At 73.5% G+C, this 13,569-nt stretch carries 8 protein-coding genes; 7 read left to right on the top strand and 1 reads right to left on the bottom strand.

Annotated features, from left to right (window positions below):
- Position 1 precedes the first annotated feature (1 nt).
- The 6 genes from ACFY0P_RS04245 (at position 2) to ACFY0P_RS04270 (ending at position 10,805) form a co-directional block, all read left to right on the top strand.
- Positions 2-388 (top strand): MGMT family protein, encoded by a 387-nt coding sequence (locus ACFY0P_RS04245; RefSeq protein WP_388907125.1) that lies wholly within the window; start codon positions 2-4, stop codon positions 386-388.
- A 266-nt stretch (positions 389-654) separates the two neighbouring features.
- Complete coding sequence (locus ACFY0P_RS04250; protein WP_388907129.1) at positions 655-4,011, top strand: ATP-dependent helicase; 3,357 nt, start codon at positions 655-657, stop codon at positions 4,009-4,011.
- A 128-nt stretch (positions 4,012-4,139) separates the two neighbouring features.
- The gene (locus tag ACFY0P_RS04255) at positions 4,140-7,682 is read left to right on the top strand and encodes a UvrD-helicase domain-containing protein (protein WP_388907132.1); all 3,543 of its coding nucleotides are present in this window, start codon (positions 4,140-4,142) and stop codon (positions 7,680-7,682) included.
- Positions 7,683-7,692: 10 nt separating this feature from the next.
- A complete protein-coding gene (locus tag ACFY0P_RS04260; RefSeq protein WP_388907135.1) occupies positions 7,693-9,096 on the top strand; it encodes a dipeptidase in 1,404 nt (467 codons plus the stop codon).
- 151 nt (positions 9,097-9,247) lie between these two features.
- Entirely contained in the window at positions 9,248-10,192 is a 945-nt protein-coding gene (nudC, locus tag ACFY0P_RS04265) for an NAD(+) diphosphatase (protein WP_388907138.1), read from the top strand.
- Positions 10,193-10,202: 10 nt separating this feature from the next.
- Positions 10,203-10,805, top strand: a complete 603-nt coding sequence (locus ACFY0P_RS04270) for a class I SAM-dependent methyltransferase (RefSeq protein WP_388907142.1) — start codon at positions 10,203-10,205, stop codon at positions 10,803-10,805.
- A gap of 53 nt (positions 10,806-10,858) precedes the next feature.
- Here ACFY0P_RS04270 and ACFY0P_RS04275 read toward each other — a convergent pair whose 3' ends face one another.
- Positions 10,859-11,101: a mycoredoxin gene (locus tag ACFY0P_RS04275; protein ID WP_388907145.1), complete on the bottom strand. Its 243-nt coding sequence runs from the start codon at positions 11,099-11,101 to the stop codon at positions 10,859-10,861.
- A 177-nt stretch (positions 11,102-11,278) separates the two neighbouring features.
- On the opposite strand from ACFY0P_RS04275, the gene ACFY0P_RS04280 reads away from it, so the two are divergent.
- Complete coding sequence (locus tag ACFY0P_RS04280) at positions 11,279-13,471, top strand: ATP-dependent DNA helicase UvrD2 (protein WP_388907147.1); 2,193 nt, start codon at positions 11,279-11,281, stop codon at positions 13,469-13,471.
- The last annotated feature ends 98 nt before the right edge of the window (positions 13,472-13,569 follow it).

Below are 13,569 nucleotides of genomic sequence, written 5' to 3' on the forward strand. Positions count from 1 at the left end.
AATGAGCGAGCAGAGCCTTCCCGAGGACACCCGAGAGGGGTACGCGGACGAGCTGCCCGAGTACGCCGAGCGGGTCCTGGAGGTCGCCGAGCGGATCCCGCCCGGGCGCGTGATGACGTACGGCGACGTCGCGGAGTGGCTGGACGAGGGTGGGCCGCGCCAGGTCGGGCGGGTGATGTCCCTCTACGGCGGTGCCGTTCCGTGGTGGCGGGTGGTGCGCGCCGACGGGGTCCTGCTCCCGGGGCACGAGCTGGGGGCACTGGACCACTACCGAGCCGAGGGCACCCCGCTGAAGGAGGCGAGCAAGGCCGCGGAGGGCCATGTGCCGCGGCTCGACATGAAGCGGGCGCGGTGGGACGGCGGCGCGGACGCGGGGGCTCACACCTGACAGCTTCCGCCATCGGAGGCCCTCGGGGGGAACCTGCGGCCCGAACGAGGGACACCGGGGACGTCCGTGGCATGGCGTACGTTCGTGAGATGTGCGGCGCACGTGCCGCGAGCGCCGCACGAGGCGGACGGGAAGAAGCGGAAGCCCTGCTTCCGTCCGGTTCGTCGGCGTAGCGTCGGCTGCGCGTGACCCGCTCACCCCGCGGCCACCCCTGCGCACCCGCGACCGCGCACCGACCAGCACACCCACCAGGACCGGCGAACCACGTGAGCTCCTCTTCCTCCACCAGGCGCCTGCCGCACCTCCAGGTGCGGCAGGGGAACCGTGGCGCTTACCGACTGGTCCGTACCCCGCCGGCCGACGTGGATCCCCCTCGTCTGGACGCCGCACAGCGCGCCGTGGTTGACCACGGGTCCGGCCCGCTCCTCGTCCTCGCGGGTCCCGGCACCGGCAAGACCACCACCCTGGTGGAGTCCGTGGCCGCGCGGATCGCCCGCGGCGCGGACCCCGAGCGGATCCTGGTGCTGACGTTCAGCCGCAAGGCCGCCGTCGAGCTGCGCGACCGCATGGCCCTGCGGGTCGGCGCGGCCCGTGCGCCCCGGGCGACCACCTTCCACTCGTACTGCTACGCGCTGGTCCGCGCCCACCAGGACAGCGGCCTGTTCGTGGACCCGCTGCGGCTGCTGTCGGGCCCAGAGCAGGACGTCGCCGTCCGCGAGCTGCTGGCCGGGCAGCCCGACCTGGAGCGGCTCGGGCTGGACCATGTGCGCTGGCCCGACGAGCTGCGCGCCTGCCTCACCACCCGGGGCTTCGCCGACGAGGTCCGCGCGGTTCTCGCCCGCAGCCGCGAACTGGGCCTGGACCCGGCCGCCCTGGACGCCTTCGCCCGCCGTATCGGCCGCCCCGACTGGCGGGCCGCGGCCGCCTTCCTCGCCGAGTACCTCGACGTCCTCGACCTCCAGGGCGTCCTCGACTACGCCGAACTCGTCCACCGCGCGGTGCTGCTCGCCCACCGCCCCGAGGTCGCCCTGGACCTCGCCGGCCAGCACGACGCCGTGTACGTCGACGAGTACCAGGACACCGACCCGGCCCAGGTGCGCCTGCTGCACGCCCTGGCCGGCGGCGGCCGCACCCTGGTCGCGTTCGGCGACCCGGACCAGTCGATCTACACGTTCCGCGGCGCCGACGTGAACGGCATCCTGGACTTCCCGTCGGCCTTCGCGCGCGCGGACGGCCGTCCCGCCCCGGTGCAGGTGCTGCGCACGTCCCGCCGCTCCGGGGCCGGCCTGCTGGCCGCGACCCGGCTGCTGACCCGGCGGATGCCGCTGACCCGGCTGCCCGCCGACAAGGTGCGCGCGCACCGCGAGCTGACCGCCGCGCGGGACGGCGGCCGCGTCGAGGTCTACACGTACCCGACGTCCGGCACCGAGCTGGACAACATCGCCGACATCCTGCGCCGGGCGCACCTGGAGGACGGCGTCCGCTGGAGCGACATGGCCGTCCTGGTGCGCGCCGGGTCCCACACCATCCCGACGATCCGCCGCGCCCTCACCGCGGCCGGCGTGCCCCTGGACATCGACGGCGACGACGTGCCGCTGCGCCACGAACCGGCGGTGGCGCCCCTGCTGGCGGCGCTGCGGGCGGTGGCGATGGCGGAGGCGACGGGATCCCGGGCGCAAGCCCCTGCGGACAGCCCCGTGGACGCCCGCAGGGAAGCCCCCGGGGAAGCCTCGGGGGGAGCGGCCGGCTGCTGGCTGGACACCGAGACCGCGCTCACCCTGCTCACCTCCCCCCTCGCCGGCATGGACGCGGCCGACCTGCGGCGCCTCGGCCGTGCCCTGCGCGACGAGGAGCGGGCGGCCGGCAACGCTTTCCCGCCGCCGTCGGACGAACTGCTCGCGCGGGCGCTCGCCGAGCCCGAGCGCCTGGCCGTGCACGACCCCGGGTACGCGCGCGGGGCCCAGCGGCTCGGCGCGCTGCTCGGCCGGGCCCGGGAGCGGCTGACGGAGGGCGGTACGGCCGAGGAGGCGTTGTGGGTCCTGTGGAACGGCACGCCCTGGCCCTCCCGCCTGGAGCGCTCCGCCCGGCGCGGCGGCGCCGCCGGCCGCAATGCCGACCGTGACCTGGACGCCGTGTGCGCCCTGTTCGCCACCGCCGCCCGCGCGGAGGAGCGCAGCGGCGGCCGGGGTGCGCTGAACTTCCTCGCGGAGATCGAGGCCGAGGACATCGCCGCCGACACCCTCGCCGGCCGCGCGGTACGCCCCGACGCCGTACGCCTGATGACCGCGCACCGCGCCAAGGGTCTGGAGTGGCGCCTGGTCGTCGTGGCCGGCGTCCAGGAGGGCCTGTGGCCGGACCTGCGCCGTCGCGGCTCGCTCCTGGAAGCGGACCGCATCGGCCGCGACGGACTCGCCGAACCGCTCACCCCGGGCGCGCTGCTCGCCGAGGAGCGCCGGCTGTTCTACGTCGCGGCCACGCGCGCGCGTGAACGCCTCGTCGTCACCGCCGTGAAGGCCCCCGCGGACGACGGCGACCAGCCCTCCCGGTTCCTCACCGAACTGGGCGTCGAACCCCAGGACGTCACCGGCCGGCCCCGCCGCCCGCTCGCGGTGGCCGCCCTGGTCGCCGAGCTGCGCGCGACCACCGTCGACCCGCGTGCGTCCGACGCGCTGCGGGAGGCCGCCGCCCGCCGCCTGGCCCGGCTGGCCGCGCTCGCCGACGAGGACGGCCGCCCCCTGGTGCCGTCCGCCCACCCCTACCGCTGGTGGGGCATGTTCGAGCCGACCGAGAGCAAGGTGCCGCTGCGCGACCGCGACCAGCCCGTCGTGCTCTCCGGCAGCGCCCTCGACCAGCTCGCCAACACCTGCTCCCTCCAGTGGTTCCTGGGCCGCGAGGTGAAGGCCGACGCGCCCGCCACCACCGCGCAGGGCTTCGGGAACGTCGTGCACGTCCTCGCCGACGAGGTCGCCTCCGGACGCACGCCCGCCGACCTCGCCGTCCTCATGGAGCGGCTGGACTCGGTGTGGAACGCGCTCGCCTTCGACGCGCCCTGGAAGTCGGCGCAGGAGAAGGACAACGCGCGGGTGGCGCTCGAACGCTTCCTGAAGTGGCACGTCCTGGACCGCACCGCACGCACCCCGGTCGCCAGTGAGCAGGACTTCGACGTCACCCTCGAAGCGGGCGACTACGAGGTACGGATCCGCGGCCAGATGGACCGCGTGGAGGCGGACGGCGAGGGCCGCGCGTACGTCGTCGACTTCAAGACCGGCAAACAGGCACCCAGCTCGGCCGAGGTGGCCCGGCACCCGCAGCTCGCCGTCTACCAGCTCGCGGTTCGCGAGGGCGCCGTCGACGACGCCTTCGACGGCGTACGGCCCGAGCCCGGCGGCGCCGAACTGGTCCACCTCAGGCAGGGCGCCGCCCAGCGCGACGGCGGCGAGACCCTGCCCAAGGTGCAGGCACAGGAGCCGCTGGAGGGGGAGTGGGTCGGAGAACTGCTGGCCTCCGCCGCCGGCAAGGTCCTCGACGAGCGGTTCGCGCCGACCACCGGCCAGCACTGCACCCACTGCGCGTTCCGCGCCTCGTGCAGCGCGCGGCCGGAGGGGCGGCACGTGGTGGAGTGAGCGCGTGGAGTGACCGCGTGTTGTGAGTGCTGTGTCCGTGTTGTGAGCGCTGTGTCATCGGTTGCGCTGTTTCACCGAGTGCCAGTGGTTTTATCGATTGTCAGTGCCCGCCGCTAGCCTCTTTCCTCATGTCCGCCCGTATCACCGACCCCGAGCAGCTCAAGGAGCTCCTGGGCATCCCGTTCACCCCGGAGCAGACGGCCTGCATCACCGCGCCGCCCGCCCCGCAGGTGATCGTGGCCGGGGCCGGCTCGGGGAAGACGACGGTGATGGCGGCCCGCGTGGTCTGGCTGGTCGGCACCGGGCAGGTGGCCCCGGAGCAGGTCCTCGGCCTGACCTTCACCAACAAGGCGGCCGGCGAACTCGCCGAACGCGTCCGCAAGGCACTCGTCAGGGCCGGCGTCACCGACCCCGACGTCATCGACCCCGACCACCCGCCCGGCGAGCCGGTCATCTCCACCTATCACGCCTTCGCGGGCCGGCTGCTGACCGACCACGGCCTGCGCATCGGCCTGGAGCCGACCTCCCGGCTGCTCGCCGACGCCACCCGCTACCAGCTGGCCGCGCGCGTGCTGCGCGAGGCCCCCGGCCCCTACCCGGCCCTCACCCGCTCCTTCGCCGACCTGGTCAGCGACCTGCTCACCCTCGACTCCGAGCTCGCCGAACACCTGGTACGCCCCGAGGACCTGCGGGCCTGGGACGCCGGACTGCTGAACACCCTGGCAGGCGTGAAGCTCGGCAACGCCGACCTGCGCAAGGTCCCCGAGGCGGCCGCCGCGCGCCGCGAACTGGCCGAGCTGGTCGTCCGCTACCGGGCCGCCAAGCGGGAGCGGGACCTGCTCGACTTCGGCGACCAGATCGCGCTGTCCGCGGCGCTGGCCGGCATCGCCGAGGTGGGCAGACAGTTGCGCGACGAGTTCCGGGTCGTCCTCCTCGACGAGTACCAGGACACCTCTGTCGCCCAACGCGTGCTCCTGGCGGGCCTGTTCGGCGCCGGCACCGGCCACCCCGTGACCGCGGTCGGCGATCCCTGCCAGGCCATCTACGGCTGGCGCGGCGCCTCCGTCGCCAACCTGGACGACTTCCCCGAGCACTTCGCGCACGCCGACGGCCGCCCCGCCACCCGCCGGGCGCTCAGCGAGAACCGCCGCAGCGGCGGCCGCCTCCTCGACCTCGCCAACGGCCTCGCCGAGCCGCTGCGCGCCCTGCACGCGGGCGTGGAGGCCCTCCGCCCCGCCCCGGGCGCCGAGCGGGACGGCACGGTCCGCTGCGCCCTGCTGCGCACCCACGCCGAGGAGATGGACTGGATCGCCGACTCGGTCGCCCACCTCGTCCGCACCGGCACGGCGCCCGGCGAGATCGCGGTCCTGTGCCGTACGGCGACCGACTTCGCGGAGATCCAGGGCGCCCTCGTCGCCCGTGACGTCCCCGTCGAGGTCGTCGGCCTCTCCGGGCTGCTGCACCTGCCCGAGGTCGCCGACCTCGTCGCCGTCTGCGAGGTGCTCCAGGATCCCGGCGCCAACGCCTCCCTGGTCCGGCTGCTGACCGGCCCGCGCTGGCGCATCGGCCCCCGCGACCTCGCCCTCCTCGGCCGCCGCGCCCGGCGGCTGGTGGCCCACGCGCGCGTGGGCGACGCCGACGACCCGGACCGCAGGCTCGCCGAGGCCGTCGAAGGGGTCGACCCCGCCGAGGTGATATCCCTCGCGGACGCCCTGGACACGTTCCTGGAGCTGCCGTTCGACGGGGACCGGCCCGGACAGGGGGACGACGGGCTGCCGTTCTCGCCGGACGCGCGCGTGCGCTTCGCCCGCCTCGCCACCGAACTGCGCGAGCTGCGCCGCTCCCTGTCCGACCCGCTGATGGACGTCCTGCACCGCGTCCTCGCCGTCACGGGCCTGGAGGTGGAGCTGTCCGCATCCCCGCACGCGCTGGCCGCCCGCCGCCGCGAGACGCTCTCCAACTTCCTGGACGTCGCCGCCTCCTTCGCGGCCGGCGACCAGGAGGCGACCCTGCTCGCCTTCCTCGGCTTCCTGCGCACCGCCGCCCAGTACGAGAAGGGCCTCGACAACGCCCTGCCCGGCGGCGAGAACACCGTCAAGGTGCTCACCGCGCACAAGTCCAAGGGCCTGGAGTGGGACGTCGTCGCCGTCCCCGGACTGGTCAAGGGCACCTTCCCGAGCAGCCAGGGCCGCGAGAAGTGGACCGCCCAGGCGAAGGTGCTCCCGCACGCCCTGCGCGGCGACACCGCCACCCTGCCCGACGTCGAGGCCTGGGACTCGCGGGGTATGAAGGCCTTCCACGAGGCCATGAAGGACCATCAGCACACCGAGGAGCTCCGCCTCGGCTACGTCACCTTCACCCGCCCCCGCTCCCTGCTCCTCGGCTCCGGCCACTGGTGGGGGCCCAGCCAGAAGAAGCCGCGCGGCCCCTCCGACTTCCTGCAGGCCCTCCACGACCACTGCGCCACCGGGCACGGCGAGATCGAGGCCTGGGCCGACGAACCCGGGGAGGACGAGGAGAACCCGGCCCTGCACACGGCGAGCGCCGACCAGGTCTGGCCGCTGCCCCTGGACACGGCCGCCCTGGCCCGCCGCCGCGCGGCCGCCGAGATCGTCCTCGCTCACCTGGACGCCCTCACCTCCGAAACCGACGGAGGCGCTCCCGCCGACCACGATGCCATCGCCGTCGACGACCCGGACTGGCCACCGCCGCCCGAGGACGAGGAACCCGACCCCTACGGAGACGCCTTCCCGGACGCGGACTCCGCCGACTGGGACTCCTGGAGCACCGACCGCCCCACCGTCCCGCACCAGGCCGCGCCCGCCGACCCCACGCCCCCGCGCACGCCGGCGCACGAGCGCGCCCCGGAACCTGAGCACATCCTCCCGGCCCCCGAGGAAGTCCCCCTCACCGCCGAGGAAGCCCGCCTGACCCCCGAGGAAGCCCGCGCCATCGCCTCCTGGGACCGTGACCTCGACGCGCTCACCGGCGAGTTGCTGCGCGCCCGGCGGAACGTCACCGACGTCCCCCTCCCCGCCACACTCTCCGCGACCCAGCTGATGAGGCTGGCCGAGGACCCGGACGGGCTGGCACAGGAACTCGCGCGCCCCATGCCACGCCCCCCGCAGCCGGCCGCACGCCGTGGGACCCGGTTCCACGCCTGGGTCGAGGCGCGCTTCGAGGAGCTCACGCTGCCCATGCTGGAGCCCGACGAGCTGCCCGGCAGCGACGCCGAGATCGCCGACGAACGCGACCTCGAAGCCCTCAAGGAGGCCTTCGAGCGCACCGAGTACGCGCACCGCACGCCCTACCGCGTCGAGGCCCCCTTCCAGCTCGCCCTCGCGGGCCGGGTCGTCAGAGGCCGTATCGACGCCGTCTACCGGACGGACCACGGTGACGGGGCGACGTACGGGACGACCTACGAGATCGTCGACTGGAAGACCAGCCGCACCCGCCCCGCCGACCCGCTCCAGCTGGCGATCTACCGGATCGGCTGGGCCGAGCAGCAGGGCGTGCCGCCCGAGTCGGTCACGGCCGCGTTCGTGCACGTACGCACGGGCGAGGTCGAACGACCGGACGGCCTGCCGGACCGGGCCGCCCTGGAAAGGCTGATCGTCGGACAAGCTGAGTGTGACGAACAGCCCGCCGAGGATGTCGGTCCGGGCCGATAGGCTCGTGACCATGAGCCAGACCCCGGACAGCGCCGTCCGTACGTACATCGAGCAGCACCGCGCCGCTTTCCTCGCCGACCTCGCCGAATGGCTGCGCATCCCCTCCGTGTCGGCCCAGCCCGACCACGCTCCCGATGTACGCCGCAGCGCCGACTGGCTCGCCGCCAGACTGACGGAGACCGGCTTCCCGACCGCCGAGGTCTGGGAGACACCGGGCGCCCCGGCCGTCTTCGCCGAGTGGCCCGCGGGCGACCCGGACGCGCCCACGGTCCTCGTCTACGGCCATCACGACGTGCAGCCCGCCGCCCGCGAGGACGGCTGGGACAGCGAGCCCTTCGAGCCGGTCGTCCGGGACAACCGGCTCTACGCCCGCGGGGCGGCCGACGACAAGGGCCAGGTGTTCTTCCACACGCTCGGCGTCCGCGCCCACCTCGCCGCCACCGGCCGCACCGCACCCGCCGTGCACCTCAAGCTGCTGATCGAGGGCGAGGAGGAGTCCGGCTCGCCGCACTTCCGGGCCCTGGTCGAGCAGCACGCCGAGCGGCTCGCCGCAGACGCCGTGATCGTCTCCGACACCGGCATGTGGTCCGAGGACACCCCCACGGTGTGCACGGGCATGCGCGGGCTCGCCGAGTGCCAGATCGTCCTGCACGGCCCCGACCAGGACATCCACTCCGGTGCCTTCGGCGGTGCCGTCCCCAACCCCGCCACCGTCGCCGCCCGCCTGGTCGCCGCCCTGCACGACGAGCACGCGCGCGTGGCGATCCCCGGCTTCTACGACGGCATCGTCGAGCCCAGCGACCGTGAGCGGCAGCTGTGGGCCGAGCTGCCGTTCGACGAGGAGAGCTGGCTGCGCGAAGCGCATTCGTACGCCACCGAGGGCGAGGCCGGGCACACCACCCTGGAGCGCGTCTGGGCCCGTCCCACCGCCGAGGTCAACGGCATCGGCGGCGGCTACCAGGGCCCCGGCAGCAAGACGATCATCCCGTCCTCGGCCCTGCTGAAGCTGTCGTTCCGGCTGGTCGCCGGGCAGGAACCCGAGCACATCGAGAAGGTCGTCCGGGCCTGGGCCACCGAGCGGATCCCCGCCGGGATCCGCGCCGAGATCACCTTCCTGCCCGCCACGCGCCCGTGCCTGACCCCCCTCGACCACCCCGGCCTCCAGTCGCTCGCCCGCGCCATGGGCCGGGCCTTCGAGGGACCGATCCGGTTCACACGTTCAGGTGGCTCGGGGCCCGCCGCGGACCTCCAGGACGTCCTCGGCGCACCCGTCCTCTTCCTCGGCATCTCCGTCCCCTCCGACGGCTGGCACGCCCCGAACGAGAAGGTCGAGGTGGACCTCCTCCTCAAGGGTGTCGAGACCAGCGCCTACCTGTGGGGCGACCTCGCCGAGAACTGGCGCCGTGCCCCCTGACCCACCGACGCCGGAGCGGCACCGCCGGCGGGGCACACTGGAAGGGCCGCCCCGCCCGCCCCGCCCCCGCCCCACCCGTTCTCCTCCCGCCCTTCGTCCCGCTGAACCGCCCGCTGAAACATCCGTTGCACTGGGGGAGTTGGAAGCACCCGTGACCACCTGGACCGACCACACCGCCGACCGACCCATCTCGCTCACCGCCCCGAGCGGCATCGACCGCGCCGCCCACCACCGGCTCGACGAAGCCTGGCTCGCGGCGGCGTGGAGCCACCCCGACACCCGTTGCTTCGTGGTCTCCGGCGGCCAGGTCCTCATCGACGAGACGCCCGACGGCCGCACCGAACTCGTCATGACGCCCTCCTTCGAGGCCCCCCTCACCGAGGCGCACCGCTACTTCCTGGGCACCGACGAGGACGGCGTCAGCTACTTCGCCCTCCAGAAGGACGCTCTGCCCGGCCGCATCGACCAGTCCGCACGCGCCGCCGGCCTGCGCGAGGCCGGACTCCTGCTGTCCCCCCGGGACACCGGCCTGATGGTGCACGCGGTCGGTCTGGAGAACTGGCAGCGCACCCACCGCTTCTGCTCCCGTTGCGGCGAGCGCACGGTCATCGCCGCCGCCGGTCACATCCGCCGCTGCCCCGCCTGCGGCGCGGAGCACTACCCGCGCACCGACCCCGCCGTGATCATGGCCGTCACCGACGAGGACGACCGCATCCTGCTCGGCCGCCAGGTCCACTGGCCCGAGGGCCGCTTCTCCACGCTCGCCGGCTTCGTGGAGCCCGGCGAGTCCATCGAGCAGGCGGTGCGCCGTGAGGTCTTCGAGGAGGTCGGCGTCACCGTCGGCCCGGTCGAGTACGTCGCCAGCCAGCCCTGGCCGTTCCCGTCCAGCCTCATGCTCGGCTTCATGGCCCGCGCGACCTCGACCGAGATCAACGTCGACGGCGACGAGATCCACGAGGCCCGCTGGTTCTCCCGCGACGAACTGGGCGCCGCCTTCGACTCCGGCGACGTCCTGCCGCCGTACGGCATCTCGATCGCCGCCCGCCTGATCGAGATGTGGTACGGCAAGCCGCTGCCGACGAGGAGCTTCGTCTGAGACGGCCGTCATGACCGCAGAGGGGTACTGGAACCACAACGTCCACTACCACCCCGTGGTAGTGGACGCGGTGCCGGACGGCTGCCGCACCGCCCTGGACGTCGGCTGCGGCGACGGCCTGCTCGCCGCCAAGCTCGCGACCAGGGCGGAGTCGGTGACCGGCGTGGACCGGTCGGCGGAGATGATCAGGCAGGCGCAGAAGCGGGACGCGGAAAACGTCACCTTCCTCGAAGGTGACTACCTCGACGGTGCCCTCCTTGACGAGGGGGCTTACGACTTCGTGAGCGCGGTCGCCGTCATCCACCACGCCCCCTTCGACGACGCGATCGAACGGCTGGTGGGGCTGCTCGCGCCCGGCGGCCGGCTGGTCGTCGTCGGCATGGCCTACAACCGCACCCTCCTGGACTGGGTGATCAGCGGCTGCGGAGTCCCGGCGAGCCTGGTGACCGCGCGCCTGCGCGGCGGCAAGCGGGCCCCGTCCGGGATGCCCGTCGAGGACTCGATCATGAACTGGGGAGAGGTCCGGCAAGCCACCGCACACCTGCTCCCCGGCCGCCGCTACCGGCGGCGGCTGCTGTGGCGCTACACACTGGTATGGGACAAGCCGGTCTGAACATGCGAAAGCGGCCCCTAAAACGAGTCAGGGGCCGCCGCGTGCCGGGAGACCTACGCGCTGATCTTCTGCTTGACCTGGGCCAGCGACGGGTTCGTCAGCGTCGAGCCGTCGGCGAAGAGCACCGTGGGGACCGTCTGGTTTCCGCCATTCGCCTTCTCCACGAATGCGGCCGAATCCGGGTCCTGCTCGATGTTGATCTCGGTGTACGCGATGCCCTCGCGGTCCAGCTGGCTCTTCAGCCGGCGGCAGTAGCCGCACCACGTGGTGCTGTACATCGTCACAGTGCCCTGCATCTCGCTCGCACTCCTTCGGCAGGTCGGGGAAGGTCGTCCAGGAGGGGAACGTACGCGACCCGCTCGCCATTCCCGCGGCACGGGCCCCGAGCGACGCCTGCCGCATTAGTACGACTGCACGGGGCCGCCTGTGGACAACCGGCACAGCCGTCTCCGGCGACCTGGCAGCATGGCCATGTGACAGCAGCAACGCACTCCTCCCTCTTCCCGCCGGTACCGGACTCTGCCGACGCGGTGCTCGAAGGGCTCGACCCCGAGCAGCGCGCGGTGGCGACCGCCCTGCACGGGCCGGTGTGCGTGCTGGCCGGAGCCGGTACCGGCAAGACCCGGGCGATCACCCACCGGATCGCCTACGGGGTGCGGGCCGGGATCCTCCAGCCCTCCAGCGTGCTCGCCGTCACCTTCACCAACCGGGCCGCCGGGGAGATGCGCGGCCGGCTGCGGCAGCTCGGCGCCCAGGGGGTGCAGGCCCGCACCTTCCACTCGGCGGCCCTGCGCCAGCTCCAGTTCTTCTGGCCGAAAGCGATCGGTGGCTCCCTGCCCCGGCTCGTCGACCGCAAGATCCAGCTCGTTGCCGACGCGGCCGCCGCCTGCCGCATCCGCCTCGACCGGGGCGAGTTGCGGGACGTCACCGCCGAGATCGAGTGGTCCAAGGTCACCCAGACCGTTCCCGCCGACTACCCGCTGGCAGCCGTGAAGGCCGGCCGCGAGGCCCCCCGCGACCCCGCCGAGATCGCCCAGCTCTACTCGGTATACGAGGACCTCAAACGCGACCGCACGGTCATCGACTTCGAGGACGTCCTGCTGCTGACCGTCGGCATCCTGCAGGACCGGCACGACATCGCCGACCAGGTCCGCGCCCAGTACCAGCACTTCGTCGTCGACGAGTACCAGGACGTCAGCCCGCTCCAGCAGCGGCTGCTGGAACTGTGGCTCGGCGACCGCGAGAGCCTGTGCGTCGTCGGCGACGCCAGCCAGACCATCTACTCGTTCACAGGAGCAACCCCCGACCATCTGCTCGACTTCCGCACCCGCCACCCCGGGGCGACCGTGGTCAAGCTGGTCCGCGACTACCGTTCCACACCCCAGGTCGTCCACCTCGCCAACGGCCTGCTGGCCCAGGCCCGCGGCCGGGCCGCCGACCACCGCCTGGAGCTGATCTCCCAGCGCCCTGCCGGGCCCGAGCCCGTCTACACCGAGTACACCGACGAGCCCGCCGAGGCCGAGGGCGCCGCCCGCCGCATCCGGGAGCTGGTCGACGCCGGGGTTCCGGCGGCCGAGATCGCCATCCTCTTCCGGACGAACTCCCAGTCCGAGACCTACGAACAGGCTCTCGCCGACGCCGGGGTGCCCTACCAGTTGCGTGGTGCAGAGCGGTTCTTCGACCGGCCCGAGGTGCGCAAGGCGGGTGTGGCCCTGCGCGCGGCAGCCCGCTTCGGTGGCAACGACGCGCTGCTCGACGACACCGTGGACCTGCCCTCACAGGTGCGCGCGGTCCTCTCCGGAGAGGGCTGGACCACCGAGCCGCCGGCCGGCTCCGGTGCGGTCCGGGAGCGCTGGGAGTCACTGGCTGCCCTGGTCAACCTCGCCCACGACGTCGCCGCCGCCCGGCCCGCCGCCACCCTCGCCGACTTCGTCGCCGAACTCGACGAGCGCGCGGGCGCCCAGCACGCCCCGACCGTCCAGGGCGTCACCCTCGCCTCCCTGCACGCGGCGAAGGGCCTGGAGTGGGACGTCGTCTTCCTGGTCGGCGTCGCCGAGGGCATGGTGCCGATCACCTATGCGAAGACCGACGAACAGATCGAGGAGGAACGCCGTCTCCTCTACGTCGGCGTGACCCGCGCCAGGGAACGGCTCCATCTCTCCTGGTCCCTCTCCCGTACCCCCGGCGGCAGACCCGGCCGCAGGCCCAGCCATTTCCTGGACGGTCTGCGCCCGGGCTCCACCGGCACCGTCGGCCGTGGCGGCGCCGGTGGCGGCGGTGTCGAACGCGGCTTCACCGGCGCCCCCGTGGCCGCACCCCGGCGCACACAGCGCACCCCCGCCCGCTGCCGGGTCTGCGGACGCACGCTGACCGACGCCGGCGAGATGAAGCTGATGCGCTGCGACGGCTGCCCGTCCGACATGGACGAGGGCCTCTACGAGCGGCTGCGCGAATGGCGCGCCGACCAGGCCCGGCTCAGCGGCCAGCCCGCCTTCTGCGTCTTCACCGACAGGACGTTGATGGCCATCGCCGAGAGCGCTCCGGACGACGACCGCGAGCTGGCCCGCATCCCCGGTGTCGGCATGCGCAAGCTCAACCGTTACGGCGCCGATGTTCTGGCCATCTGCGCAGGCCAGGAGCCCGAGGGAGAAGAAGCGCGGGACTGATGCGAACTCGTCGAAAAAATAGTTTGCGCATGCCCCAGCAATCCCCATAGGTTCTAGGCACGGAAGCGGCGGCCTTCTCGAAGGCCGCGTTCCGTGTT

It is taken from the genome of Streptomyces sp. NPDC001714, from assembly GCF_042892755.1.
Classification (GTDB): Bacteria; Actinomycetota; Actinomycetes; order Streptomycetales; family Streptomycetaceae; genus Streptomyces.